Genomic DNA, 25,271 nt, shown 5'->3' with positions numbered 1-25,271 from the left:
CGTGCGTCGGACGTAGCCCAGGCGCAAGCCGTCGCGGTTTCGGGGAGCTCCGCGATCCGGTCGATGACGAGGCGGAGGTCAGGAGATCCCTCGGAGTCGCGCTCAAGAACGATGATGGGCTCGACGTTGCGGAGCGCGGTCAAGGGACTGTCTCTGGCGGAACCGTGACTCATACCGCTGGGGCGCAGGCTCACCCGCGCCCACGGGTCCCGTGACGGGCGCGAGCGGCGCGACGAGCGTGCGTGGTGCGGGCGGTTCCTGCGTCTCCCCGCAAGCTCTTGAGGATGGCTGCCGCGGCGGTGCGCGCTAGGCGGGCCTCGATGAGGGCGGGGGAGACTGTGGGCTGGCCCGTCGAGCCCGTCGACATCGGCCCGTGATCGCGGGCGTACGCATTCAGTAGGTCTGCCGAGGCGGACAACTCGCAGGCCTCGAAGAGAGTGCCAAGGGCGGCGCCCTTGAGATCGGGGTGCTCGTCGATGACCTCCTCGAAGAGTCCGCGCGTACGGGCTTGCCAATGGGCAGGTAAGCCCCACTCCACCGCGAAATCCGTGCTCTGTGCAGTTGAGTTATCACTCACGGAGAACCCCCCTGTGCCCATGACATGGCCGGGCCGGGACCGAAGAATGAGCGCACCGATCCGTCGGCGCGACGTGCCAGGTGACGGGGGATGGCGCCGATACCCACGCGATGGTGGGAGACGCTCGCGGCGCCGAGCCGCGCGACGTGATCGGCACTCATGCGCCATCCCTTGGCTCGGTAGGCAGCGCCGCGAACGGGATCGGCAAGCAGCGCGTTACGGGCACGTTCGTCGGGCCAGAAGCCAGGAACGGACCGAGGCCGCGGTCGACGTCCGCCATCGGCGTTGTCGTTGCCGTCGCGGGCCTGCGCGCGACTTGCACGGCGATTCTCGATGAGCTCGGACGCGGGGATCGGACCACGCGCCTTGGCGTCCTCAGATGACTGCGAAAGAACGCGAGGCGTTCGGCGTGGCTGGACATACTCGCCAGAGTGCGGATTGACGGGCATTAGGGCTCCTGAGGTGAGAAATGAGGGTCGAGGGCTGGCTATTCAAAAACAGAGAAGAGAGCAGCGGCTGGCGTAGACGCCATGCCAATACGGAGAGGGACGGAGGCGGGGGAGGGGGGTCGCGCGCCGTAGCTCCCGCTCCGGTCGCCCCTACGTCAGCCGTCGTCGGTGCTTGCGAGCGCACGCTCCACGTAACCGACGACGTCACCGCCAAGAAGATGCGCGGCGCATTCGACGATGCGGTGAGCTCGCCGTCCTTCGGCGCGGATCGCGAAGATGCCGCGGTCGCGGGACATTGGCCGGGCCACGGTCTGTAGGACATATGCGGCGTCGTGGGCGTATGCCTCGTCGGTGCTGCGGACCTTGAGCCAGAGGGTTCGTCCCTTCTCGCCGCGACGCCGTCGAGATCCGATCCGAAAGCCGGGGCCGTTGAGGACAGCCGCGACACCGACAGGGTCGAGCGCGGGACGTGTGCTCTCCCGAGGCCTCGCCTCGCCAACCTGAGCAGTGCTGCAAGAAGGTTGGCGGTCTACGACAGGGGTAGGGATTTCACCGCCAAGGATGGCCGTCTCGCCGCGTCGGATCAGTGGGGGTGGCGGGATGCGGAGACGAGCGACGCCGTAGGTCGCGCGGCCTACCTCGCGGTTGTTGTTCTTGCGTCCCACGGAGCGCTCCTTGGAGGGTTGGAAGTGGTGGTGGCTGTGGACTTTCCAGGGGGTGCGTCCCAGAGCGTGGGGAAGCCGAGGCTCCCAACGGTGTTGAGAGCCTCGGCGATCCGAAGGAGCGGCCCACCCGCAGGCCACCAACCTCCGCTGTTGGGCGGAGGAAGCAATGAGACGGGCACCCTCCCTGCGTCGCTGTGGCGCAGGGAGGGCACTCGCGGAGTCCTACCTAGGACTCACCTCGACGGCTCCGAGGCGTGGGCCTTGTGTCGAGGAGTTCGTGGGGCGTTAGACGCCGAACGACCAGCCCGGACGCGGCTCGTATACGGAGGCCTTGTGGCGTGCGTAACGAGCGACGTGGCCAGGGTGCGTGGCAGCCCAGGAACGTCGGTACTCCCGCATGCAGCTTCGGCACTGGTGGTAGCGCGTGCCTCCACTGAGCGAGCGGAACGTGGACGCAGGGAGCATCAGGCCGCACGGGCCGGGGCACGGGCGCACAACGTCATCGACGTTGACCTCATCGGTCTCGTCGGTCTGGTCGTCCGACGAAAGGCGAAGGCCTGGGACAGCGGAGGCGGGGAGGGCTCGGTGATGGACCGACTCGATTCCGAGGATGGCGGGGAGGACCTCGTCGATTTCGACCTCAACCCTGTCGAGGAGGCATGCGGGGACGAGGTGACGGTCCCACGCGTCGACAGCGTCCTCGACCGCGTCCTCGTCGTTGTAGCGGGCCACGGTCAGCACCTCGCCGCGGGAGTGACGCGCGAGGGCCAGAGCGGGAAGGGCCGCGTCCTGTCCGGTGTCGTCCGCGATCTGCGCGGCGGCGGACGCGGCGAGCTCCGAGAGGTGGCGAAGGGCGGCGAAGAAGCGGTTACGACGTACGCCAGGGCGTAGGGCGGATGCCAGGGCTAGGGCGTCAGCGCGGTCGATGATGACGGAGGCGGTGTCCTCGTCGGTGCCGGGGAAGCCCTCGGGGAAGGGTCGAACCGCGAAGAGGAGGGTTACGCGGGCGGCGAGGACGAGATCGCTCTCGTCGAAGGTGGCGGTTGGCATGGGATGCGAGTCCTAATCATGGAAGGAGTCCTCTCGTGGGTAGCCGTCGGCCTCTTGGCCTTCGGATGCGAAGCCCTCTTGGGCATCGCTCAGGCGCGGAAGGGCGCCGTCGTGCATGCCGGGAGGCGGGAGTGTCCCGGCACAGGGCAGTGCCGACAGACCCAACTCGCATAGCGAGGCTGTCGGCACTGCTCAGGACCGGATCCGTGGGGCCGTCGAGGAGGGGCACGAACCGCCCTAGAAGGCGGTCGCACGTAGCGTGCGGACCTGCGCCAGGAGGACGCGTGCACGGCGCTCTATGACGTCTAACTTCAGGCGATCAGCGGTGCTCATCGCCGACCGCGGAGGTCGAGGTCGATAGCGAGCTCGCGGATCTCGTCGAGGGCCGCGGTGTCGCCAGCGATGACGGCCTCGGTCTGGCGAAGTGTGAGTGTTCGCCACTCTGCGAGCCACTCGCGACGCGCTCGTGCCCGACATCGGTTCGTGCAGTAGACGGCATCCGCGCGCGCGTCGTTGCGGTGGGCGCCGCAGGCAGCGCAGGTCATGGATTGGGTCGGCACCGGGCCTCCTCCTCTTGATAGGCGAGCGTTCGGCTCTTGGCTCAGAGGGTTAGGTGTCCGCTGGGAGGCTCTCCGACTCACGTATTTGGGCACTAGTTTTCGGCAGTGCTGTGACGCGCGTTGCGGAGAGGGCCAGGCGTGCGCTGTGGGCTCTGAAACCTTCACTGCGGGTGACTTTTGGTGAAACGGTTCTATTGGGCTTCTAAGAGAGAGAGAGGTATAGATGCCAACTACTAGCGCTTTGCCAAAAGCAACCCTCAGTGAAGGTTTGAGCGGCCCCAGCCCCCGCTCCGCCGCGTCCGACACCGACCCGTGACGCGCGTTGCAAGGCCGGAGAGGTGTCCACGTGGTCAGCGAGGGACTCGCTAGAACGGCACAACCTCTCCAACCCACTTCACAGTGAGCCGCTCGGCGCCCCGCCACGCGACCTTGTCGCCGCCGCCGCGACCTGCCGCCTTCGTGAGGGTGACGTCGCCGAGGAAGAGTGAGAGGAAGGCCCGACGCTCCTCCATAGTCCATGTCTGCCAGGGCGACTCTGACGAGTCGATGACGTCCGCATCGCGAAGCACAGTGAGGAGTTCCAAGAGACCCGAGAGGTCGTCGCCGGAGGTCGGCTCGGGGATCGTCGCCAACGTCGCCCTCGCGGCCTCCGCGCGGTCGTCAAGCGCGGAGGCCTGTCGCCGGTATCGCTCGGTTCCGAAGGGCCCTGCGAAGACCCCGGCTGCGCGGTCGTCGTCGAGTTGGTTCAGCGCGGTCTCAGCGTCCGCGATGACGGCAAGCGCGGCGCGCCTCGCGGAGTCAGCTTCCGGATCGGACTCGGTCGCATCGTTGAAACGAATCGCGATGGAGCGGAGGGTCGCAAGGTCGTCAGCGTCGTCCGGGTCGAGATCGACCGCGCGGTCCCAGACGAGCCGGGAGAGGTAGGCGTCCAAGTGCGGCATCGAGATTGCAGCGCCCTTGCAGTCGTCTGAACCGCTGCGATGCCGAATGCAGCGGTACGAACCCCGCCCTTCCCCCCGACGGTCCCCACCCATGCGGCCCCCGCAGTCGCCGCACCGAAAGAAGTCGGCACCGCCGAGGAGCGTGGGGTTTGGCCGAGGCCCACGACCCGACGAGCGCGTCCCAATGACTTCCTGTAGGCGGTGCCAGTCCGTCGGATCGACGACAGCTGGCCACGCGGTAACAGGACGACCGGACTCATCTCGAATGACGACTCGCTCATAGCCGCGCTGGATCTTCCTGGGCTTTCCGTCTTCGTCGAGGCTGTCGATCATCGTTGGTCGTCGCTCGACGAGGTAGCCCGCGATGGTGGGGGACTTCAGGAGCCGCGAGAGTGACGCAGTTGCCCACTTCTTGCCCGTCGAGGTGCGGATGCGCTCGCGGTTGAGTCGCTTAGCTTCTCCGGCGATGGAGGCGCCCTCAAGGACGCGGCGGGCGACGTCGGCAATGACTTCGGCCTCCTTGGGAACGGGAACAAGAACCGTGATCGTGAGTCCATCGCGGTACTCCTTACCGAGGGAGTAGCCGAAGACGCGCGGGCCTCCCGCGTAGGAGCCCGCTCTGCGAAGAACAGCTTTCGCTGCACGGGTGCGCTGCTCGATGTTGGTTGACTCCTGTTCTGCCATCGCCGCGAACAGGCCGAAGATCCCGCGATTCATCGGCGTGGAGGTGTCGAGATAGGGCTCCATGACGGAGGACAGGGCCGCGTCATGCTCTGCGAACTCGCCGACAAGACGTACCGCCTCGACGACGCCGCGACGCGTTAGACGGTCGAGCCGGTAGACGATCACCACGTCCACCTCGCGACGCCGCACTGTGGCGAGGAGCGCGTCCAGCCCGGGGCGTTCGGCCTTCGGGTCGTAACCCGACGCTCCGACGTCCTCGTAGTGCCCGACGTGCTGCCAGCCACGCGCAGCCGCGAAGGACGTGGCAGCTTCTCTCTGCGCTTGTGGCGAGGCGGCGCTCTCGTCGGCACGAGCCTTGGATTGCCGCGCGTATGTGGCGGCGCGGAGAGGAAGATTCGCTTCCGAGGGGATCATGTGCTCACCGTAATTCAAGCCGTCGAGCGGGGCACTCCACTGGCCGACGTCCTGAGAGCTCAGGCCCAGGACGTCCGCGAGACCGGGCGCCGGGCGGTGATGGAGGCCGGGGGCAAGAAGGAGATCGCGATGATGGTCCCGGTCGTCTTCCTCGTCCTGCCCATCACGGTGCTGTTCGCGATCTATCCCGGCTTCTCGTTCCTCCGGTTCTCCATCTGATCGCTCCATCTGATCGTTCGACGAAAGGTAGACCCATGACTGTCCTCACCAAGGCGCTGACCCGGGCGGAGCACGCGCTCCACCTCGCCGCGCATCGAGGCGAACGCGGTGACGTTCCCGGCTGGGTGATGATCACCCTCATGACGGCCGGACTGGTGGCGGTCCTGTGGACCGTGGCCGACGACCAGCTCCGAGCGCTGTTCAGCCGGGCGATGAACACCGTCTCCGGCCCCTGAGCGATGCCCCGGCCCAGCCGCCCGAGGGGTGCGGGACGCGGTGACTCGGGGGCAGCCGTCGCCGACTTCGCCATGGTCGCCGCGCTGGTGACCCTGCTCTTCGTCGCGGTCTTTCAGCTCGGGCTCGCCCTGCACATCCGCAACACCCTGATCTCCTGTGCGTCCGAAGGCGCGAGGCTGGGGGCCCGGGACGGCGCGCGACCCGAGGAGGGCGCTCAGCGCACCCGCGAGCTCATCGCGGCGTCGCTGTCACCGCGCTTCGCCCAAGACGTCAGCGTCAGCCTCACCGAGTCCGGTGGCGTCCAGGCCGTGTCCGTCCGCGTGGTCGCGCCGCTTCCCGTCCTCGGCCCCCTCGGGCCGGATCGCAGCCTTGACGTCGTGGGCCGCGCGTTCCTGGAGTCCCAGTGATCCTCGCGCTCCGGCGACGCCTGGCACGAGCGCGCTATCGCGACGAGCGTGGGAGCGCCGTGGTCGAGTTCGTCGTGCTCGGGGTGCTGATGCTGGTGCCCCTGATCTACCTCGTCATGACCATGGCCCGACTCCAGGCGGGGGCGTATGCCGCTTCGGCCGCGGCGCGTGAAGCCGCTCGTGGCTACGTCACGGCGAAGTCGCTGGAGTCTGCCGAGCCCCGAGCCCGCGCTGCTGCGGAAATCGCCTTCGAGGACCAGGGTTTCGGGGGCGGACAAGGTGCGCTGACCCTGAGCTGTGACGGCACCCCGTGCCTGCGGCCCGAGGGTCGGATCGAGGTCGGGGCGACCGTGACGGTGCCCCTTCCGTTCGTCCCCGCGTTCGCCCGTGACCTGGTGCCGCTGCAGGTGCCCGTCTCTGCCAGCCATGTCGCCGTGGTCGACCGCTTCCGGGCCCCACGATGACCGCCCCCACGTGGCAGCGCGCGTTGACCCGTCGAGGCGAGGCTGGCCAGGTGAGCATCCTCATCCTCGGCTACACGATCGTGGCCATCCTGCTGGTCGTCGGGACCATCGCGGTCACCTCCGCCCAGCTCTCGCGGATGCGTCTGCTCGACGTCGCGGACGGTGCCGCGCTCGACGCCGCGGACTCCCTCGACCTCGGTGCCTACCAGGACGGGATCGATGCGTCGGTGCCGGTCAGTGACGCCACGGTCGCCGCCACGGCGCAGCGCTACCTCGCCGAACGCCCGCTGCCGGTCGGCCTGAACGCCTGGGCGGTCACCTCGGGCACGGGCAGTCCCGACGGCCGGACCGCGGTGGTCCGCCTCACCGGTGAGGCCGACCTGCCCCTCGTCGGTGGACTGCTCGACACACTCGGTGGTTCGGTGACGATCACGGTGGAGTCCCGCGCCCGGGCCGACGTGCAGGGTTGAGGCGGCGTGTGGTCAGGGCCACCCGCCCGGGCCCTCCCGCACCCATGCGGCCCGACTAGAGTGCCGGGTGAACCACACCAATGGCGCTGGAGGCTTGAACCATGTCCGACCGTCCCGTTTCCGTCATCGTCGCGGGGGCCCGCACCCCCATGGGCCGCCTCCTCGGCTCGCTCAAGGGCTTCAGCGGAGCCGACCTCGGTGGCTTCGCCATCAAGGGCGCGCTCGACAAGTCCGGCGTCGCGCCGGAGCAGGTCGACTACGTGATCATGGGCCAGGTGCTGCAGGCCGGAGCGGGGCAGATCCCCGCTCGCCAGGCCGCAGCCAAGGCAGGGATCCCGATGGACGTCCCCGCCCTGACCATCAACAAGGTCTGCCTCTCGGGCATCAACGCCATCGCGATGGCCGACCAGCTGATCCGCGCGGGGGAGTGCGACGTCGTCGTCGCCGGTGGTCAGGAGTCGATGACCAACGCACCACACCTGCTGGAGAAGTCGCGTGAGGGCTACAAGTACGGCGACGTGACGATGCGCGACCACATGGCCTTCGACGGGCTGTGGGACGCCTTCACCGATCAGGCGATGGGACTGCTCACCGAGCAGGCCAACACCGGGTCCCAGGAGTTCACCCGCGAGCAGCAGGACGAGTTCTCGGCACGCAGCCACCAGCTCGCGGCCCGTGCATGGAAGGACGGCCTCTTCGACGACGAGGTCGTGCCCGTGTCGATCCCGCAGCGCAAGGGCGACCCGGTCGAGTTCCGCACGGACGAGGGCATCCGCGCCGACACGACCACCGAGACCCTCGGCAAGCTGCGTCCCGCCTTCTCCAAGGACGGCACCATCACCGCCGGCACCGCCAGCCAGATCAGCGACGGCGCCGCCGCGGTGGTCGTCATGAGCAAGGCGAAGGCCGAGGAGCTGGGCCTCACCTGGCTCGCCGAGATCGGGGCGCACGGCATGGTCGCCGGACCCGACTCGACCCTGCAGCAGCAGCCGGCCCGCGCCATCGCGAAGGCCTGCGAGCGCGAGGGCATCACGCCGGCCGACCTCGACCTCATCGAGATCAACGAGGCGTTCGCCGCGGTCGGCCTGGCTTCGGCCAAGGAGCTCGGCATCGACCTCGACAAGGTCAACGTCAACGGCGGCGCCATCGCCCTGGGGCACCCGATCGGCATGTCCGGCGCCCGCATCGCCCTGCACCTGGCCCTGGAGCTGCAGCGTCGCGGCGGTGGCGTGGGTGCCGCCGCACTGTGTGGCGGCGGCGGACAGGGCGACGCCCTGATCGTCCGCGTCCACAAGACCGCCTGACCCCCACCCTGCCTGAACTCATCGACCGGAGGACCGGCCGCTTGGCTCCCCGCACCGTTGACGTCCCTGCCCTGGTCGAGTCGGCCAGGGCAGGCTCGCCCCGCGCCGTCGCGCGGCTGATCAGCCTCGTCGAGGACGCCCACCCCGCCCTGCGTGAGGTGATGGCCGCGCTCGCCCCGCACAGCGGCACTGCGCACATCATCGGGGTCACCGGCAGCCCCGGCGTCGGCAAGTCGACGTCGACGAACGCCTTGGTCGCGGCGTTCCGGGCCCGGGGCAAGCGCATCGGGGTGCTGGCTGTCGACCCGTCGTCACCGTTCTCCGGTGGCGCCCTCCTCGGTGACCGGATCCGCATGCAGGACCACGTCCTCGACCCCGAGGTCTACATCCGCTCGATGGCCAGCCGCGGCCACCTCGGCGGGCTGTCGTGGACCACGCCGCAGGCGCTGCGTGTCCTCGATGCCGCCGGCTGCGACGTGATCATCGTCGAGACGGTCGGCGTCGGTCAGTCGGAGGTCGAGATCGCCGGGCTGGCCGACACCACGATCGTCCTGCTGGCACCCGGCATGGGTGACGGCATCCAGGCGGCCAAGGCCGGCATCCTCGAGATCGGCGACCTCTTCGTGGTCAACAAGGCCGACCGCGAGGGCGCCGACGCCACCGTGCGGGACATCCGCCACATGATCTCCCTCGGTGACCGCACGGAGCCCAACCTCTGGCGTCCACCTGTCGTGAAAACCGTTGCGGCACAGGCCCAAGGCATTGACGAGGTCATGGAGGCCCTCGACAAGCACGTCGCCTGGATGGAGGAGACCGGCGCGCTGCGCGAGCGCCGGGTCCGCCGCGCCGGCGACGAGATCGAGGCCATCGCGCTCCAGCAGCTGCGCGCAAAGATGGGCGACCTGCGCCACGGCAGCGGGGTGGACGAGCTGGCCGGCCAGGTCGTGGACGGGACGACCGACCCGTATGCCGCCGCCGACCACGTCGTGGCCGCCCTCAGCTGAGCTCCGCGTCGCCTCCCCGGCCCCTCGCGCCGCCGATGGTCAGGGGGAGGTGGTTCAGGGAGGTGGTTCAGGGACGGACGAGGCCGTCCCAGTCCCAGCGCGGCACACCGAGGTCGTCGGGGACCTGTGAGCCCTCGGGGTTGTAGGTGTTCATCTCGGTCACCGACCACTGCATGTAGGCCCGCAGAGCCGCCCGGAACTCGGCGTCCTCCGGCAGGTGCGCGTCGTCGGCCGCGGCGACGAAGCACTCGACGAACCGCACACCCAGCTCGGCCATGCCCTCGCCGTGCCCCGCGTGCAGCCGCAGCATCGCGCTCTGGTCGTTGCACTCGGTGGAGAACCGCGGGGGACCGCCGAGCACCTCCGCCCAGTAGAGGCCAAGGCGTTCGACGTGCTGGGGGTGCTGACCCGGGTGGGAGAACGGGTGGTTGAGCTCCGGGTCCTCCAGGCACCGCACGTGCATGGCTGCGGCCAGCGACAGGAACGCAGGCTCCCCACCGGCGAACTCGTACAGACTCGGTCGCATCCGTGCAGCGTGGCACGTCAAGGTGCTCGAGTGTCAAGGGGCGGCCGCACGTCATAGGGTGATGGGCGACCCGACGAAAGGATCCCTGTGCAGCCCGAGCTCATCGCCGGACGCTACGAGGTCGTGCGTTCCATCGGTAGTGGTGGGATGGGCACCGTCTGGCTCTGCCTCGACACCGTGCTCGGTCGCGAGGTCGCGGTCAAGCGGGTCGGCGCGCTGCCGGGAGATCCCGCCGCTGCTGCCCGCGCCATGCGTGAGGCCCGCATCGCCGCCTCGCTCAACGACGCCAACACCGTCGGGGTCTACGACATCGTCGACCAGGACGACGCGCACTGGCTGGTCATGGAGTACGTCGAGGGCCAGAGCCTGGCCGAGACGATCCGCGACACCGGCGCCCTGTCCCCGACCAGGGCCGCTGCCATCGGGAGTGCGGTCGCCCGCGCCCTGGCCCGCGCCCACCAGCTCGGGATCGTGCACCGCGACATCAAGCCCGGCAACATCCTCATGGACCGCAACGGCACGCCGAAGATCAGCGACTTCGGCATCGCCCGCGCGCAGACCGACGACCAGCTCACGCAGACCGGCTTCATGACGGGCACCCCCGGCTACCTCTCGCCCGAGCTCGCTCGTGGCGGCGACCCGACGTCGGCCTCCGATGTGTGGGCGCTCGGTGCGACCCTCTACTACGCCGTCGAGGGTCACCCTCCGTACGAGTCGCAGGCCAACCCGCTCGCGACCCTCCAGGCCATCGCCTCCGGCGAGGCGAGGCCGATGGAGAAGGCCGGCCCTCTGGGTGGCGCGATCGCCGCCATGATGAACGCCGACCCGCAACAGCGCTGGGACATGGACACGGCGTCCGAGCGCTTGAGCCGGATCGCCGCCGGTGACGCCACCATGGCGCTGCCCGTCGGCACCCCCCTGGGTGCGGGCGCGGCGGCTGCCCTCGGTGGCGCCGCTGCGACCGAGGTCATCCGCGACCGCGTGGAGTCCACGCAGCAGATCGAACCGGCCGGCCCGGTTGCGCCTGCGGCGGCGGCCGCAGTGCCACCGGGACCCCCGCTCGGATACGACGAGGAGCCCCCGAGCCCCGGCGACGACCGACGCAGGCGTCGCTCGCCGCTCGTGCCGATCCTCGTGGGCCTGGCCGTGCTCGGTGTCGTGGCCCTGGCCTACCTGCTCACGCGTCCCAACGGCTCTGGCGGCACGGACGCGCAGACCCCCCCGGTGGCCACGACGACGGCTCCCGCCGTGACGACGACGCCGTCGGCCCCGTCCTCGTCGAGCAGCACCAGCTCGTCGAGCTCCTCGACGAGCACGACGACCACCCAGACCCCGTCGTCGACGACGACCACGACCACGACGAAGGCGCCCGACAACGCGGCTCTGGCGAAGTTCATCAAGGGCTACTACGGCGACGTCACGAAGAAGAACAAGCGCGATGACACCTTCGCTGAGCTCACCCCGGCCTACCAGGCGAAGACGGGGCGGCAGGCTTACGAGAGCTTCTGGTCCGGCATCAAGTCGGTCGACGTCGGCCAGACCCAGGCGGACGCTGCGGTGGGCACGGTGATCGTGCAGCTCACCTTCCACAAGGCCGATGGGAGCGACTCCCAGGAGGTGCACCGGATCACGGTGGAGCCGAACGGCAAGGCGTGGCTGATCAGCGGCGACGGCCAGGCCTGATGACCACGGCGGCCGCTACCGAGGCGTCGTCCACGCCCGCTCGGGTCCGTCCTGCGCTCGTCCTGGCCGTCGCACCCGAGCACCTGCCGACCGTCGACAGCGAGTTCGCGCGGTACGCCCGGGACTACGACATCCGTTGCGCCGACAGCGCTTCGCGTGTCCGCGCCGTCGTCGCCGAGGCCCTGGAGCAGGGCCAGCCGGTCGCCCTGCTCGGCATCGGCTGGCGGCTCCCCGCAGACGCGGCGCCCCCCGGCGCGCCGCCCGGGAGCGAAGCGCCCTCCGCAGACGGAGCCTCGGCGGCTGCTGTCAGCGGCCTCGTCCTCATGGACGAGCTGCACGCCCTCCTGCCGACGGCCCGTCGGATCTGCCTCACCGCCCGCGGCGACTTCGGGCTGTCGCTGCCGAAGCTGCGGGAAGCCTTGCAGCAGGGACGAATCGACACCTACCTCTTGGTCCCGCAGGGCCCGCGCGACGAGGAGTTCCACACCGCCGTCACCGAGTACCTCTCGGACTGGGGCTGGACCGCCTCCACCCCCGAGGTGGAGGGCGTGCAGATCATCGACGGCGCCAACTCGGCCGAGGTGGCGCGCATCCGTGACTTCCTCGACCGGATGGGGATCCCGCACAGGGTGCACCGCCCCGACAGCGCAGTGGGCCGAGAGGTGCTCACCGGGCTGCCCTCGGTGCAGAGCGGCGCCGCTCCGGCGTTCCCCGTGGTGGCCTCGGGTGGGGTGGGGAGCGGCGCCGTCCTGGAGGGCGCCACCGCCCGCCAGGTCGCCCGACTGGTCTACGGCTCGCCGCAGGTGGTGGACTCCGACGACGTGGCCGACCTCGTCGTCGTCGGTTCCGGTCCGGCCGGCCTCGCGGCCGCCGTGTACGGCGCCTCCGAGGGGCTCGACACCGTCGTGCTCGAGGAGGACGCCGTCGGCGGACAGGCCGGCACCAGCTCGATGATCCGCAACTACCTCGGGTTCCCTCGGGGGATCTCCGGCATGCGGCTCGCGCAACGGGCGCGGTTCCAGGCCACGAGGTTCGGGGCCCGGATCTACACCGGACTGGCGGCCGAGTCCCTCACACCGGCCTCCGAGCCGGGGGAGGCTCACGTGATCCAGACGGAGGGGGGACCGCTGCGGGCACGGGCGGTCCTCGTGGCGACCGGCGTGCGCTACCGGCGCCTCGGCATCGAGCCCCTCGAGGAGCTCGTCGGGCTCGGCGTCTACTACGGCGCCGCGACGAGCGCCTCGCGCGAGATGGAGGGCCGGGCCGCCTTCGTCGTGGGCGGGGGCAACTCGGCGGGACAGGCGGCGGTCCACCTCGCCCGGTACGCACGCTCGGTGACGCTCCTTGTACGGCGCCCCGACCTGGCCGCGACCATGTCCGACTACCTCGTCCGCGAGATCGCAGCCACCGCGCGGATCACGGTCGCGACCTCCACCCAGGTCACCGCCGGTGGTGGTGACGGTCGCCTCGAGTGGCTGCAGCTCGCCGGTCCGGAGGGCGCGACCCGGGTCGACGCGGACGGCCTGTTCCTGCTGCTCGGCGCCGACCCCTGCGCCGACTGGCTGCCCCAGGCCGTCGTGCGCGACGGACGCGGGTTCGTCTACACCGGGCGCGAGGTGCCCAAGCCGCTCTGGACCGGTGGGCGTCCACCCGCGGCGCTGGAGACCACGGTCCCAGGCATCTTCGCCGCCGGCGACGTCCGCGCGGGCTCGATGAAGCGGGTCGCCTCGGCCAGCGGCGAGGGCGCCGCCACCGTCGCGCTCGTCCACGCGCACCTGAACCCACCGGAGGCCTCGTGACCAAGGCGTCGCCCGACCCCGAGGCGGGCACCCCCGTACTCGTCCACGTCGCGCTGGAGCAGGACGAGGACGGCTACCCGCCCTTCGAGGCCGAGGAGATCGACGCCGTGATGCGGCCCGACGGCGCCTGTGTCCTGGTGGGCACCCCCGTGTTCGCCAGCGGGCTCGCCGTGGACGACATCGTCTCCGTCGTGGAGGTCGACGAGGACTCGTGGTGGGTGACCGACGTGCTTCTCGAGTCCGGTCACGGTGTGGTGCGCGTGGTCCCGTTCGGCGACACCTCCTTCACCGTGGTCGTCTCCGCCCTGACGCGCCTGGGGTGCCGGGCGCGTCAGACCGAGTACGGGCTCGTGGCTGCCGATGTCCCCCCGGACGTGGACGCAGTGGCCCTGCTCGAGCTGCTCTCGGCGGGCCGCGACGACGGTCGGTGGGAGTTCGACCTCGGCGTCGAGCCCAGCTGACCGGCGGGCGTCCTGAGGGATCAACCGGCTCGAACACCGTGGCCGACAGGGTCCGGTCCCAGGGCGGTGAACCTGTCGTGACGCGGTGAACCTCTAGTGGCGCGGTAAACCTGTTGTGGCCCGCGGCGCCACAGGCCGACACTCGTCCCATGCCAGCAATGCACCGGTCCAGCACGGCGACGGACATCCACGTCCGCCGCGACGACGGCCGTGGTGACGTCCTTGTCCGCCGTCTCGCGGTTGACGACGATGCGGAAGTGGCTGCCGCCCACGCCGCGCTGGTCGCCTCACGTGGCCACCAGCGCCCGTGGGCCAAGCGGCTGTCCCTGCGCGAAGTGGTCGTCGACCTGCGCTCCGCGAGCACGGTCGAACGGCTCGAGCCCTGGGTCGCCCTCGTCGACGGCGAGCTCGCGGGCGTGGCCATGCACTGGTTCCCGCTCCTGGACAACACCCGCCTCACCTGGGCCGAGGTGGACGTCGACCCCCGCCTGCGACGACGCGGTGCCGGCGGCGCCCTGGTCGAACAGCTCGTGGACCGCACTCGGGAGGAGGGGCGCAGCACCGTCCTGGTCGAGAGCCACGTGCCGGACACCGGGCGCGCGGACCACCCGCACGTGCGATTCGCCGAGCGGCACGGCTTCACGTGGGCCAACACCGAGATCCGCAGGCTGCTCGACCTCCCGCTCGATCCGGTCCGGCTCGCAGGGCTGGCGATGGAGGCGGCTCGGCGGCACGAGGGTTACCGCGTCGAGTCGTACGTCGGCCTCCTCCCCGAGTCGCTGCAGCAGTCCTACTGCGACTGCTCGAACCTGCTCGGTGTGGATGCGCCGACGGGTGCGGTGGACTTCGAGGCGGAGTCGCTGAGCCCCACCACCTACGTCGAGCAGTGGGAGCACCTGACGCAGCAGGGTCGCACGACGGTGCACACCGTGGCCGTCGCGCCGAGCGGCGAGGTGGTCGGCTACAACGACCTCGTGGTGTCGGCCGACGACCCCGACGAGGTCATGCAGTGGGGCACGTTGGTGCGTCGCGAGCACCGCGGCCGGCGACTGGGCATGGCCGTCAAGGTCAGGGGCCTGCAGGAGCTGGCGAGCGTCGCGCCGACGGCGAAGCGCGTGCAGACGTGCAACGCCGAGCAGAACGCGCAGATGGTCGGGGTCAACGAGGAGCTCGGGTTCCGGCGGGTCGAGGCCCTGCTGGCCTACCAGCGCCACGTACGGGACTGACGGGCGCACGGCATACGGTGGGGGCATGCTCGTCGCCTTCTCCGTCGCCCCGTCCGCCGCCGCCGACTCCACCGGCTCCGTGAGTGAAGCCGTCGCCGCGGCGGTCGCGGTGGTCCGCGCCTCTGGACTGCCGCACCGCACCGACTCGATGTTCACGACCATCGAGGGGGAGTGGGACGAGTGCATGGCGGTCGTCAAGGGCGCCGTCGATGCCGTCGCGGCACACGGTCCCCGCGTCTCGCTCGTCCTCAAGGCCGACATCCGTGAGGGGTTCACCGGCGAGCTCACCGGGAAGCTCGACCGCCTCGAGGCTGCCATCGACGCACAGCAGTAGGTCCTCCCCGAACGGCCCTCGGCCGTCAATCGTTGCCGGAACGTGCCCTTTGGGCGAACGTTGTCGCCCTAGGGTCGACCGGGAGCGTCGCGGATGAGCCGGCGCCGCACACGCGCAGGGGAGGGCGACGGGCACATGTGGGCAGCCATCAGGTACCGCCGCGCCCAAGCCGTGGTGCTCGTTCTCCTGTCCACCCTCGTGACCGCCTGCGCCGTCTTCGCGCCCCTCTACGAGCGTGGGCTCGAGCAGTCGCTCCTGCGATCGGCGGTCGACGGGGCGCCCGTGGCGGACACCGCGCTGGTCGCGAGGGGTGGGCGCACCTCCACCGACCCCCTGCTCCGCTCGGAGTCGCTTGCGAGTTCGGTGCCGCGCGAGGTCAGCGCCCTGTATGCCGCCCCGATCGGTCAGATGTCCGACGTCATCGACGTCGTGCCCCGGACCGGCCTCAAGCCGTCGCCGGGTCGCATCGTGGCGAGGACCGATGCCTGCACGCACCTCACGCTGACGTCGGGGTCGTGCCCGGCCAACGACAACGAGGTGCTCGTCTCCGCCAAGGACCAGAAGGCCTGGGGCTGGACGATCGGCCAGGTCTTCCGGGTCGACGTGCCCGGTCCGGACGTCAAGGTCTACCCGCGACCGCCGGACACCATCGCTCCGCTCAAGGTCGTCGGGTTCTATGGCGTCAAGCCCGATCCGGCCTACTGGTTGCGCACCCAGCTCGACGGGAAGTCGGGCACGCTCATTCCCGTGGGCACCGAGATCGTGCCCGGCATCGACGACTTCGTCACGACGGAGAAGACCTTCGGCAAGGCGTGGGTGCAGGTGTCGTCCACCCTCACCTACCCGCTACGTCGTGAGCTGTTGTCCGTCGACAACCTCGAGGAGGTGACCGGGGTCATCGGGGCGAGGGGGAGCGGCTCGTCTCAGGGCAGCACCCTCGTCGAGAGCGAGCTGCCGCTCGTCATCTCCAGCGTGACGGGAGGACAACGCCAGCTGCGCGTCATCGTCCCGCTGCTGATGGCCCAGCTCGGGCTGCTCGCTGGAGCCATCCTCCTGCTGGTGGCGCAGGCGGCCGTCGAGCAGCGGCGACCCGAGGCTGCCCTCGCACGCCTTCGGGGGCGCAGCCGCGAAGGCGCGGGACGCCTGGTCATGGCCGAGCTGGGGTTGACGGTCGCGATCGGCCTGCCGCTGGGGTTCGGCCTGGCCGTGCTGCTCTCCGAGCTGGTGCGGCGGACGCTGCTCGCACCGGGAGTGCCGTTCGAGGTGCCGGTCCTTTCGCTGGTGGCCCTCGCAGCCGCGGCCGCCGTCTGCGCTCTGGCCATCGTCGTCGCCGTACGGCCCCTTCAGCAGCAGGCGATCTCGTCGTTGCTGCGCCGGGTGTCACCGAGCCGCGCAGGGGCCTTTGCCGTCGTCGACGTCCTCGCCGTCGCCCTGGCCGTGTTCGGCCTCGTCGGCCTGGCCACACGCACCCTGACCGGTCCCCTCGCCCTCCTGACCCCGACCCTGGTCGCCCTGGCCGGTGGTCTCGTGACGTCGCGGCTCGCCGTGCCGGTGGCGCGGTCCACGGGCCGGACCAGTCTGTCGCGCGGCCAGATCGGCCCGGCCCTCACCGCCTTCGGGCTGCAGCGGCGACCGGCGATGCGCAAGGTCGTCACCGTCGTCAGCGTCGCCGTGGCCCTGACCGTGTTCGCCGCCAACGCCGTCGTGGTCGCCAACCGCAACTGGACCGCGAGGGCCCAGCTGCAGGTGGGAGCCCCGCTCGTCCTCGAGACGGACAGCCGCAACCCCACGGCGCTGTCGGCCGCGGTCCGCCGGATCGACCCCAGCGGCGACAGGGTCACCCCCGTCGCCGTCGTCCGCCAGGTGGCCGCCGACTCGACGCCGACGATCGCCGTCGACGCCGAGCACTTCGCGTCCGTCGCCTACGCGCCCGCCGGGCAGCAGCTGCGGCTCGACGCGCTCAGGCCTCCCTCGGTGCAGACCGTGCTGCTCAGGGGGCAGCGCATCACCGGCAAGGTCACGTGGCACTTTGCGACCGACACGGGGGGTTTCAGTCCGCCGGGGCAGGCGCTGATGCCCATCGAGATGCGGCTGACCGTGACCGGCCCGGACGGGACCTCGCTGCTGCGACAGGTCACGACCTTCCCCGCGGACGGCTCCGGCTCAGCGACGCTCTCGACGCCGCTGCTCTGCCCGTCCGGGTGCCGCCTCAACAGCATCGAGTTCCGCCCCACCGACCCGGTCACGGCGTCGGCCTCGGGGACCGTGACGGTCGCCGGACTCGGTCTGGACGGTCGTTCCATCGGCGTGTCCGACCCGAAGAGCTGGAACGCCTTCGCCCCCATCTCCGCCGACAGCACCGACCGGCTCGGGCTGACGAGCCCTGCCGCCGACACGATGGTGTTCGACATCCGCTCCAGTGGGGTCGCCGTCGGCCGCACGTATGGCGACGTCCCCGCCCAGGTGCCGGGCCTCCTCGCCGGCCGCGTTCCTCCCGGCGGCACGGCGGAGGCGTTCACCGCCGTCAGCATCACCGGCGCGCCCATCACGATCTCGTCCGCCCAGCGTCCGGCCGCGCTCCCCGTGGTCGGCGCCCGCGGCGTCATGGTCGACTTCTCGACCTTGGAACGCCTCGGCGGGAGCCTCCAGTCGGGCGGCACGATGTCGGTGTGGCTCAAGGACCCGGCGCAGGCCTCGGCGGTCCGTGCCGGACTGACTCAGGCGGGCATCGGGGTGCTCCGCACGACGACCTACGAGACGGCCAAGGAGCGGCTCGACACCTCGGGTTCCGGGTGGGGCATCCGCCTTGCCGTATTCACGGGGCTGATGGCCGTGCTCCTGGCCGCACTCGTGGTGGTCGTCATGACCGTGACCGGTTGGCGGGTCGTGGCCCGCGACCTCGCCGCCCTCCACATGGCCGGGGTCCGGTTGCCGGTGCTGCGTCGTGCACTCGTGCGTGAACAGCTCGTGCTGGTCGCGGTCGGCACCGCGGTGGGCACGGTGTGCGGGGCCGTCTCGGCGCTGGTGGCGATGCCCCTGCTGCCGCTGTTCGACGACCCCAGCACCCCGGTGCCCGAGGTGCAGATCGCTCCCTCCGTCCCGGCCGTCCTGCTCGCCACCGTGGCGGCGCTGCTCGTGCTGCTCCCGGTGGGCGCGGCTGCGGCCGTGGGCTGCGGCAGACGGATCGCCTTGCGCCGGATCAGGGAGTCCGTGTGATGAACGGTCTCGGGGTCAGCACTCGTGGGCTCGTCCACATCTATCGTGCCGAGGGGCACGACGTCGCGGCACTGTCCGGCGTCGACCTCGTGGTCGACCCGGGCGAGGTGGTCGGCCTGCTCGGTCCGTCGGGTGCAGGCAAGTCGACCCTCCTGACGCTGTTCGGCGGTCTGATGCGGCCCAGCGCCGGTCGCGTCCGGGTGGGGGAGCACGAGCTGTCGACGATGACCGAGCCGGAGCTCGACCGCTTCCGAGCCGCCGACGTCGGCATCATCCTGCAGGGTGCGACGCGAAACCTGTTGCCCTACCTCACTGCCCGACAGAACGTCGAGTTCGCGCAGCGGTCGGCGGTCAAGGCCGGCCGGGGCGTCCCGGGTGCCGGCGAGGTGCTCGAGCTCGTCGGCCTCGACCACGCCGCCACCGAACCCCTCGACTCCCTGCCGCCGGGGCAGCTCCAGCTCGCCGCCCTCGCGGTGTCGCTCGCGAGCCGACCCGGTCTCCTCCTCGGCGACGAGCCGACCAGCCAGCTCCACCACACCTCCCGCGACGTCGTCCTCGACGCGCTGCACCGCGTCAACGAGGAGTGGGGCACGACGATCGTCGTCGTCACCCACGACCCCGACGTCGCGGCACGCCTGCCGCGCACCGTCACGATCCGCGACGGCCGGGTGGGCAGCGAGGGCCGGGCGGGCGAGGAGTATGCCGTCGTGTCGGCCGACGGATCGCTGCCGCTGCCGGCCGCAGCCGTGGACGCGTTCCCGCCCGGCGCCCTCGTCCGCGTGCACCACGTCGACGGGGTCTGGACCCTCATCCCGCAGAACGGAGGCGCCCCGGATGCCTGAGCGTCGTCGTCCCCGAGGTCGCCGAGGATCATCGGCGACCATCCCGAGAGGTGTTGTCGAGAACGGCGGTCCGGGCCACCCGGAGGAGGACGTCGAGTCGCCGCCCCTCGTGGTCGACGCGGTCAGCGTCAGGTACGGCAACACCGTGGCGGTCGATGCTGCGTCGTTCGACGCCTACGCAGGTGAGTTCATCGCGGTGACAGGTCACAGCGGTGCCGGCAAGTCCTCCCTCCTGTGGGCCATCGCCGGCGCCGTCCCGGCAGAGGGCGCGGTCCGCCTCGGCGACGACGTGGTCACCGAACGCTCCCAGGGGGCGAGCCTCGGGATCGAGGTCATCCCGCAGGGGAGTGCGCTCGCCGTCCTTCTCACCGCGCGCGAGAACCTCGAGCTCCCGCTGCTGGCCCGGGGGGTGTCGGCAGAGCACACGCGTCACCGTGTGCAGGCGGCCCTGGCCGCCGTGGGGCTGGAGGAGTCGGGCAGCCACCTCGCCGAGGAGCTGAGCGGCGGTCAGCAGCAACGGGTCGCGGTGGCTCGGGGCCTGGCCCTGCGGGGAAGGGTGCTGCTCGCCGACGAACCCACCTCGGAGCTCGACCACGACAACCGCGAGAAGGTGCTCGCCCTGCTGCGGGCCGAGGCCGAGCGCGGAGCCATCGTCGTGATGGCGACCCACGACCCGGAGGCCGCGGCGCAGGCCGACGGCGAGATCCGTCTCGATGACGGACACCTCGAGACGGTGCGCGTTCCCCGCAGCTAGCCTGCTGCGCGTGCCCAAGCCCATCCGCCTGCCGTTCGACCCGATCACGCGTGCGGCACAGCTGTGGACCAAGCGGTGGGGGCGGACCTCCCAGCCCCTGGCCATGGCCAGCGCCACCTCGATCATGCGCGTCCAGCAGCTGCTCATCACCGACTACGACGCCCTCGTCGGTCGGCACGGGCTGAGCTTCGCGCGCTACGAGGCACTGGTCCTGCTCGCCTTCAGCCGCGACGGGCGGCTCGGGATGAGCAAGATCGGCCAGCGCCTCATGGTTCACCCGACCAGCGCGACGAACATCGTCCAGCGACTCGACGCCCAGGGTTTCGTCGAGCGGGTACCGAACCCCGACGACGGCCGCGGCACCCTCGCCGTGATCACCCCGGCCGGGCGCGACGCCATGGAGGCGGCGACCAAGGACCTCGTCGAGGCCCGGTTCGGCCTCGGCATGCTCACCGCCGCCGAGCACGAGCAGCTCTTCGACCTCCTACGCAAGGTCCGCATCGGCGCCGCCGACTTCGACGCCTGAGCCAGCCCCGCGCCATACCCACCCGGCAGAAACGGTGGTTGCTCGGTGAAACGGGGCGCACGGACCCCGTTTCGTCGAGCAACCGCCGTTTCGCGGGGGAAGGCGCGGGGGAAGGCGCGGGGAGCGCTGCTTGGCAATTAGTAGGACGTCCTAGTAAATTGCCGGGCATGACGCAGACCACTCCCGGCCAGTCCGGCGCCCAGCGCTGGCAGGCGCGGTACGACGCAGCCCAGTCCACCGGTCGGGTGCGCGACGCCGACTTCACCACGCTCTCCGGGATGGAGGTCGACCCTGCCTACGGTCCGGCCGACGGCACCGAGGCGCCCGAGCGCATCGGCTGGCCGGGGGAGTTCCCGTTCACCCGCGGTCTCTACCCGACCGGCTACCGCGGCCGCACCTGGACGATCCGCCAGTTCGCCGGCTTCGGGAACGCGGTGCAGACCAACGAGCGCTACAAGATGATCCTCAAGCGCGGGGGCGGCGGCTTGTCGGTCGCGTTCGACATGCCGACCCTCATGGGCCGCGACTCTGACGACCCGATGGCCCTCGGCGAGGTCGGCCACTGCGGCGTGGCCATCGACTCGGCCGCCGACATGGAGGTGCTGTTCAACGAGCTGCCGCTCGAGCAGATCACCACCTCGATGACGATCAGCGGCCCGGCCGTGCCCGTCTTCTGCATGTACCTCGTCGCTGCCGAGCGGCAGGGCGTCGACCTCGGGGTGCTCAACGGCACGCTGCAGACCGACATCTTCAAGGAGTACATCGCGCAGAAGGAGTGGCTGTTCGCGCCTGAGCCGCACCTGCGCCTGATCGGCGACCTCATGGAGTACTGCGCCGAGAAGATCCCGGACTACAAGCCGCTGTCCGTCTCCGGCTACCACATCCGCGAGGCCGGCTCCACGGCCGCGCAGGAGCTCGCGTTCACCCTCGCCGACGGCTTCGGCTACGTCGAGCTCGGCCTGTCGCGCGGCCTCGACATCGACACCTTCGCCCCCGGCCTGTCGTTCTTCTTCGACAGCCACCTCGACTTCTTCGAGGAGATCGCCAAGTTCCGTGCGGCCCGCCGCATCTGGGCCCGCTGGCTGCGCGACGTGTATGGCGCGAAGAGCGACAAGGCGCAGTGGCTGCGGTTCCACACCCAGACCGCCGGCGTGAGCCTCACGGCCCAGCAGCCCTACAACAACGTCGTCCGCACCGCCGTCGAGGCGCTCGCCGCCGTCCTCGGTGGCACGAACTCGTTACACACCAACGCTCTCGACGAGACCTTGGCCCTCCCGAGCGAGCAGGCCGCCGAGATCGCGCTGCGCACCCAGCAGGTGATCATGGAGGAGACCGGTGTCGTCAACGTCGCGGACCCGCTGGGTGGCAGCTGGTACGTCGAGGCCCTCACCGACAAGATCGAGGCCGAGGCCGAGGCGATCTTCGACCGTATCCTCACCATGGGCGGCAGCGACCTCACGAGCAAGGACACCGAGGGCCTGGCCGCCCAGGTCCGGGAGAAGACCGGGCGCACCGACGTGGAGTGGCCCATGACCAAGGGAATCCTGCGCGGCATCGAGGACGGCTGGTTCATGTCCGAGATCGCCGAGGCCGCCTTCCAGTACCAGGTGTCGCTGGAGAAGGGCGACAAGAAGGTCGTCGGCGTCAACTGCCACACCGCCTCGGTTACCCACGAGCTCGAGATCCTGCGGGTCAGCCACGAGGTCGAGACCGAGCAGGTGGCTGCCCTCGCCACCCGCAAGGCCGCTCGTGACGAGGACGCCGTGCGGGCTGCGGTCGCCCACATGGTCGAGGTCGCGCGCACCGAGGACAACATGCTCCCCGCGATGCTGGACGCGGTCCGCGTCGAGGCCACGCTGGGCGAGATCTGTGACGCCCTGCGCGACGAGTGGGGCGTCTACCGCGAGCCGGCTCGCTTCTAGCCGGACGGCTGCGCTGCCGGTTCGGCCCAGGTGGCCGGTCCGGCAGCGCGGGCGACACGCTGCAGCCGGGCGGCACGGTGCAGCCGGGCGTAGGCCACATCGGCGAGCAGCTCGATGAGGCCGTCGACGAACGCCTCGTCGGGCACGCCGGTCACCAGTGACCGGTGCATCACCGAACCCACGACGACGTCGGCGAGCAGGTCGACGTCCACCATCTCGGGTGCGATCTCGCCACGGTCGATGGCCCGGGACACCGACGTCGCGACGAGCGCGTGCAGCCGGGTCGACAGCGACTCCCGGACCTGCCGCCCGACCCCCTCGGGGTCACGGGCCGACTCGGCGAGCAACGCGGCATACGCGCCCCCGGTGGAGGGGTCGCGCAGGAGGCTGGCGGCCTCCTCGATGCCCGAGCGCATGTCGGCGGCGAGCGAGCCGTGGTCCCCGACCTCGATGTCGTCGAACGTCACGGCGACCGCGTGGACGGCCAGCTCGACCTTGCTCGGCCAGCGCCGGTAGAGCGTGCTCTTGGCCACGCCGGCCTTGGCGGCCACGTGCTCCATCGACATCCGGGCCACGCCCTTGTCGGCGAGCACCTGCCGGGCCGCAGCGGTGATCGCCTGCTCCGTGGACTCCTCGCGGGGGCGTCCGGGGCGGCGATGGCGGCTGTGCCGGGCTCGAGTGGTCATTACGGGCGATCATGCCACCGGCGTCCGGTTTGTGGGGCCGGAGGATTTGTCCTCACGAAGCGGGTGGGTCATGGTGGAGGACGACGCCGGTGCGGGGAACTCTCCCGTGCCGGCCCACTCACGTAAGGATTCTGCCTGTGTCGATGGTGGCCAAACGCGCCGTCCTGGCCGTGCTGACCGTGATCGGAGTCGTGCTGCTGGGCCTGGGAGCCTGGTTCACGTTCCACCTCGGCCCGAGCGGCAGTGCGACGTTCACCAGCATCCCCTCCCCGGGGAGCATCGTCGTGCTCGAGCCGTCGCTGCTCAACCGCGTCGACAGCCCCGCCACGGTCAGCGTGACCACCCGTGACTCGGGCCCGGTCTTCGTCGGCCGGGCGACGCCCTCCGACGCGGCCGCCGTCGTCGGCGGTGCCGCGAGGACCACGGTGACCGGGGCCCGTGTCCGCTCGTGGTCCCTCGTGCAGTCCGAGTCCGGTGCAGGTGAGTCGCCGCCCCTGGCCGCTGCAGACGTCTGGCGCCAGACCGTCCAGGGCAACGGCAGCGCGCAGCTGCAGGTCACCCAGGAGAGCGCACCCGAGGCCGTGGTCGTGGCCACCGCGGACGGCAAGCCCGCCGACATCGCCGAGCTGAGCGTCACCATCGAGCGCCGCGCCTGGTTCTTCCAGTCCCTGCTCGTGACGCTGGTCGGGCTGCTGGCCGCGGCGGCCGGTGGTGCCGGGCTGTGGCAGGCACGCCACCGCGAGACCCACCGTGACGTCCAGCGGGAAGCCACGCCCGATCCAGACCGCCCGACCGAGGAGGCCTCCGCATGAAGCGCCCGACCACGCCCGTGATCGCTGCCGGCGTCCTGGCCCTGACGCTCGCAGGCTGCGGAGTCGGCAGCACCCTGGCCGGCGTCAACGACGCCGCGCCCGCCCAGGTGACGACCACCGCCCCCATCGACGCGCAGAGCGCGCAGAAGATCGCCGAGCGCGTCATGGCCCGTGCGGACGAGGCTGCCGCTGCGCCCGTCGCAGAGGCTCGGGCCCTGCGCGAACAGGCACTGACCGGGAGCGCCCTGGCCGTGGCCACCGCCGCCAGCAAGCTGCAGACGGGTCCGTCGCCCACAGCCCCGTCGTTGCCGCTCACCCGCTCGGAGTCCCCGAAGGTCCTCGCCATCTCGCGGGGCACGACGTTCCCGCGCCTCATCCTCGTGCAGACCACGACCTCCGAGGGTGCGGCCAGGCTCAACCTGCTCACGTCACCAGACGCGACGACGCCGTTCCGGCTCAGCACGTCGGTGACCATGGCGCCCGGCACCCAGGTCGCGGCCCTGGACTCCGTGGCCTCCGGTTCGCCGATGGTCACCGACGGCACGAAGCTCGGGGTCGCCCCGGCCGACCTCGTCACGCAGTATGCCGCCAGCCTGGACTACCCGAAGCCGGCCAACGCTGCCGATGTGGAGCCAGGCGACCCGTTCGCCACCTCGGTGCGAGCCAACGCCGCGGCGCAGGCCAAGGCGTTCGGAAAGCTGGCGAAGCTGACGCAGAAGCACACGGCCCAGCCGAGGCAGACCGTGTCGATCGCCCTGCGTGGCGGGGGAGCCCTCGTCTTCTCCCTGCTCGAGCGCACGGACACCATCACCCTCGCGGCGGGAGGCAAGTCGCTGACGCCCAGCGCCGAGTTCCAGCGCCTGGTGAGGAAGAAGGCGCTGAGCAGGAGCGCCGAGCTGAAGTCCTACGAGACGGTCGTCTTCACGGTTCCCGCCTCGGGCAAGGCCGGCGTCGTCGGCGCCGACGAGGTGCTGTTCTCGGCCAAGGGCACCTGAGCGGTCTGCGAACGGCGTCACCACGATCGCGACCAATGCTCGGC

Annotated in this window: 23 protein-coding genes and 1 pseudogene; 19 read left to right on the top strand and 5 right to left on the bottom strand. The window is 70.8% G+C overall.

Annotation, left to right across the window (positions count from 1 at the left end; translation table 11 throughout):
* Positions 1-1,181: 1,181 nt before the first annotated feature.
* From ABEG17_RS02380 to ABEG17_RS02370, 3 genes are all read right to left on the bottom strand, one after another.
* Positions 1,182-1,691, bottom strand: a complete 510-nt coding sequence (locus ABEG17_RS02380) for a hypothetical protein (protein WP_406831663.1) — start codon at positions 1,689-1,691, stop codon at positions 1,182-1,184.
* A 285-nt stretch (positions 1,692-1,976) separates the two neighbouring features.
* Positions 1,977-2,741, bottom strand: coding sequence for a hypothetical protein (locus ABEG17_RS02375; RefSeq protein ID WP_406831662.1), 765 nt, complete (start codon positions 2,739-2,741; stop codon positions 1,977-1,979).
* Between the two features lie 925 nt (positions 2,742-3,666).
* Positions 3,667-5,340: a recombinase family protein gene (locus ABEG17_RS02370; protein ID WP_406831660.1), complete on the bottom strand. Its 1,674-nt coding sequence runs from the start codon at positions 5,338-5,340 to the stop codon at positions 3,667-3,669.
* Between the two features lie 9 nt (positions 5,341-5,349).
* Between ABEG17_RS02370 and ABEG17_RS02365 the strand changes: the two are divergent.
* The 7 genes and pseudogenes from ABEG17_RS02365 to meaB form a co-directional block, all read left to right on the top strand.
* A pseudogene (locus ABEG17_RS02365) lies at positions 5,350-5,559 on the top strand (type II secretion system F family protein); the annotation flags it as partial.
* 35 nt (positions 5,560-5,594) lie between these two features.
* Positions 5,595-5,795: a hypothetical protein gene (locus ABEG17_RS02360; protein ID WP_406831658.1), complete on the top strand. Its 201-nt coding sequence runs from the start codon at positions 5,595-5,597 to the stop codon at positions 5,793-5,795.
* 3 nt (positions 5,796-5,798) lie between these two features.
* Positions 5,799-6,203, top strand: coding sequence for a TadE/TadG family type IV pilus assembly protein (locus ABEG17_RS02355; RefSeq protein WP_406831657.1), 405 nt, complete (start codon positions 5,799-5,801; stop codon positions 6,201-6,203).
* Positions 6,200-6,667, top strand: coding sequence for a pilus assembly protein (locus ABEG17_RS02350; RefSeq protein WP_406831655.1), 468 nt, complete (start codon positions 6,200-6,202; stop codon positions 6,665-6,667). Before ABEG17_RS02355 ends, ABEG17_RS02350 begins: the two co-directional genes overlap by 4 nt.
* Before the next feature lie 50 nt (positions 6,668-6,717).
* Positions 6,718-7,137: a hypothetical protein gene (locus tag ABEG17_RS02345; protein ID WP_406831654.1), complete on the top strand. Its 420-nt coding sequence runs from the start codon at positions 6,718-6,720 to the stop codon at positions 7,135-7,137.
* A gap of 101 nt (positions 7,138-7,238) precedes the next feature.
* Positions 7,239-8,441: an acetyl-CoA C-acetyltransferase gene (locus tag ABEG17_RS02340; protein ID WP_406831653.1), complete on the top strand. Its 1,203-nt coding sequence runs from the start codon at positions 7,239-7,241 to the stop codon at positions 8,439-8,441.
* 41 nt (positions 8,442-8,482) lie between these two features.
* Positions 8,483-9,445 (top strand): methylmalonyl Co-A mutase-associated GTPase MeaB, encoded by a 963-nt coding sequence (meaB, locus tag ABEG17_RS02335; RefSeq protein WP_406831651.1) that lies wholly within the window; start codon positions 8,483-8,485, stop codon positions 9,443-9,445.
* 67 nt (positions 9,446-9,512) lie between these two features.
* Here meaB and ABEG17_RS02330 read toward each other — a convergent pair whose 3' ends face one another.
* On the bottom strand, positions 9,513-9,971 hold the full coding sequence (locus ABEG17_RS02330) for an oxidoreductase (RefSeq protein WP_406831649.1): 459 nt from the start codon (positions 9,969-9,971) through the stop codon (positions 9,513-9,515).
* An 87-nt stretch (positions 9,972-10,058) separates the two neighbouring features.
* Here ABEG17_RS02330 and ABEG17_RS02325 point away from each other — a divergent pair, with 87 nt between their 5' ends.
* The 10 genes from ABEG17_RS02325 (at position 10,059) to ABEG17_RS02280 (ending at position 22,734) form a co-directional block, all read left to right on the top strand.
* Positions 10,059-11,654 carry a serine/threonine-protein kinase gene (locus ABEG17_RS02325; protein WP_406831647.1) on the top strand — a complete coding sequence of 532 codons (1,596 nt, stop codon included), beginning with the start codon at positions 10,059-10,061 and terminating at the stop codon, positions 11,652-11,654.
* Positions 11,654-13,453 carry an FAD-dependent oxidoreductase gene (locus ABEG17_RS02320; RefSeq protein ID WP_406831646.1) on the top strand — a complete coding sequence of 600 codons (1,800 nt, stop codon included), beginning with the start codon at positions 11,654-11,656 and terminating at the stop codon, positions 13,451-13,453. The genes ABEG17_RS02325 and ABEG17_RS02320 overlap by 1 nt, the downstream gene beginning before the upstream one ends.
* Entirely contained in the window at positions 13,450-13,914 is a 465-nt protein-coding gene (locus ABEG17_RS02315) for a DUF4265 domain-containing protein (protein WP_406831645.1), read from the top strand. The genes ABEG17_RS02320 and ABEG17_RS02315 overlap by 4 nt, the downstream gene beginning before the upstream one ends.
* A gap of 149 nt (positions 13,915-14,063) precedes the next feature.
* Complete coding sequence (locus ABEG17_RS02310; protein WP_406831643.1) at positions 14,064-15,140, top strand: GNAT family N-acetyltransferase; 1,077 nt, start codon at positions 14,064-14,066, stop codon at positions 15,138-15,140.
* A 25-nt stretch (positions 15,141-15,165) separates the two neighbouring features.
* The gene (locus tag ABEG17_RS02305) at positions 15,166-15,474 is read left to right on the top strand and encodes an MTH1187 family thiamine-binding protein (protein ID WP_406831641.1); all 309 of its coding nucleotides are present in this window, start codon (positions 15,166-15,168) and stop codon (positions 15,472-15,474) included.
* 135 nt (positions 15,475-15,609) lie between these two features.
* Positions 15,610-18,690, top strand: a complete 3,081-nt coding sequence (locus tag ABEG17_RS02300) for an FtsX-like permease family protein (RefSeq protein ID WP_406831640.1) — start codon at positions 15,610-15,612, stop codon at positions 18,688-18,690.
* A complete protein-coding gene (locus ABEG17_RS02295) occupies positions 18,690-19,532 on the top strand; it encodes an ABC transporter ATP-binding protein (RefSeq protein WP_406833124.1) in 843 nt (280 codons plus the stop codon). The genes ABEG17_RS02300 and ABEG17_RS02295 overlap by 1 nt, the downstream gene beginning before the upstream one ends.
* A complete protein-coding gene (locus tag ABEG17_RS02290; RefSeq protein ID WP_406831638.1) occupies positions 19,525-20,286 on the top strand; it encodes an ABC transporter ATP-binding protein in 762 nt (253 codons plus the stop codon). The genes ABEG17_RS02295 and ABEG17_RS02290 overlap by 8 nt, the downstream gene beginning before the upstream one ends.
* Positions 20,287-20,296: 10 nt before the next feature.
* Positions 20,297-20,812, top strand: a complete 516-nt coding sequence (locus ABEG17_RS02285) for a MarR family winged helix-turn-helix transcriptional regulator (protein ID WP_406831636.1) — start codon at positions 20,297-20,299, stop codon at positions 20,810-20,812.
* A 167-nt stretch (positions 20,813-20,979) separates the two neighbouring features.
* Positions 20,980-22,734 (top strand): methylmalonyl-CoA mutase, encoded by a 1,755-nt coding sequence (locus tag ABEG17_RS02280; RefSeq protein WP_406831634.1) that lies wholly within the window; start codon positions 20,980-20,982, stop codon positions 22,732-22,734.
* Here ABEG17_RS02280 and ABEG17_RS02275 read toward each other — a convergent pair.
* A complete protein-coding gene (locus ABEG17_RS02275) occupies positions 22,731-23,420 on the bottom strand; it encodes a TetR/AcrR family transcriptional regulator (RefSeq protein ID WP_406831633.1) in 690 nt (229 codons plus the stop codon). The genes ABEG17_RS02280 and ABEG17_RS02275 overlap by 4 nt on opposite strands.
* 143 nt (positions 23,421-23,563) lie before the next feature.
* On the opposite strand from ABEG17_RS02275, the gene ABEG17_RS02270 reads away from it, so the two are divergent.
* On the top strand, positions 23,564-24,232 hold the full coding sequence (locus tag ABEG17_RS02270; RefSeq protein WP_406831631.1) for a hypothetical protein: 669 nt from the start codon (positions 23,564-23,566) through the stop codon (positions 24,230-24,232).
* Positions 24,229-25,227 (top strand): hypothetical protein, encoded by a 999-nt coding sequence (locus ABEG17_RS02265; protein WP_406831630.1) that lies wholly within the window; start codon positions 24,229-24,231, stop codon positions 25,225-25,227. The genes ABEG17_RS02270 and ABEG17_RS02265 overlap by 4 nt, the downstream gene beginning before the upstream one ends.
* Positions 25,228-25,271: the final 44 nt, after the last annotated feature.

Source organism: Pedococcus sp. KACC 23699 (genome assembly GCF_045348425.1).
Classification (GTDB): domain Bacteria; phylum Actinomycetota; class Actinomycetes; order Actinomycetales; family Dermatophilaceae; genus Pedococcus.
Note: the sequence above shows the minus strand (reverse complement) of the source record. Positions and strands in the feature narration are given on the sequence as shown.

Bases quoted from the DNA above. Each gene is read 5' to 3' on its own strand.
- ABEG17_RS02375 (WP_406831662.1), bottom strand. From the start codon at position 2,741: ATGCCAACCGCCACCTTCGACGAGAGCGATCTCGTCCTCGCCGCCCGC.
- ABEG17_RS02370 (WP_406831660.1), bottom strand. From the start codon at position 5,340: ATGATCCCCTCGGAAGCGAATCTTCCTCTCCGCGCCGCCACATACGCG.
- ABEG17_RS02360 (WP_406831658.1), top strand. From the start codon at position 5,595: ATGACTGTCCTCACCAAGGCGCTGACCCGGGCGGAGCACGCGCTCCAC.
- ABEG17_RS02355 (WP_406831657.1), top strand. From the start codon at position 5,799: ATGCCCCGGCCCAGCCGCCCGAGGGGTGCGGGACGCGGTGACTCGGGG.
- ABEG17_RS02340 (WP_406831653.1), top strand. From the start codon at position 7,239: ATGTCCGACCGTCCCGTTTCCGTCATCGTCGCGGGGGCCCGCACCCCC.
- ABEG17_RS02330 (WP_406831649.1), bottom strand. From the start codon at position 9,971: ATGCGACCGAGTCTGTACGAGTTCGCCGGTGGGGAGCCTGCGTTCCTG.
- ABEG17_RS02320 (WP_406831646.1), top strand. From the start codon at position 11,654: ATGACCACGGCGGCCGCTACCGAGGCGTCGTCCACGCCCGCTCGGGTC.
- ABEG17_RS02310 (WP_406831643.1), top strand. From the start codon at position 14,064: ATGCCAGCAATGCACCGGTCCAGCACGGCGACGGACATCCACGTCCGC.
- ABEG17_RS02305 (WP_406831641.1), top strand. From the start codon at position 15,166: ATGCTCGTCGCCTTCTCCGTCGCCCCGTCCGCCGCCGCCGACTCCACC.
- ABEG17_RS02300 (WP_406831640.1), top strand. From the start codon at position 15,610: ATGTGGGCAGCCATCAGGTACCGCCGCGCCCAAGCCGTGGTGCTCGTT.
- ABEG17_RS02295 (WP_406833124.1), top strand. From the start codon at position 18,690: ATGAACGGTCTCGGGGTCAGCACTCGTGGGCTCGTCCACATCTATCGT.
- ABEG17_RS02290 (WP_406831638.1), top strand. From the start codon at position 19,525: ATGCCTGAGCGTCGTCGTCCCCGAGGTCGCCGAGGATCATCGGCGACC.
- ABEG17_RS02280 (WP_406831634.1), top strand. From the start codon at position 20,980: ATGACGCAGACCACTCCCGGCCAGTCCGGCGCCCAGCGCTGGCAGGCG.
- ABEG17_RS02275 (WP_406831633.1), bottom strand. From the start codon at position 23,420: ATGACCACTCGAGCCCGGCACAGCCGCCATCGCCGCCCCGGACGCCCC.
- ABEG17_RS02270 (WP_406831631.1), top strand. From the start codon at position 23,564: ATGGTGGCCAAACGCGCCGTCCTGGCCGTGCTGACCGTGATCGGAGTC.
- ABEG17_RS02265 (WP_406831630.1), top strand. From the start codon at position 24,229: ATGAAGCGCCCGACCACGCCCGTGATCGCTGCCGGCGTCCTGGCCCTG.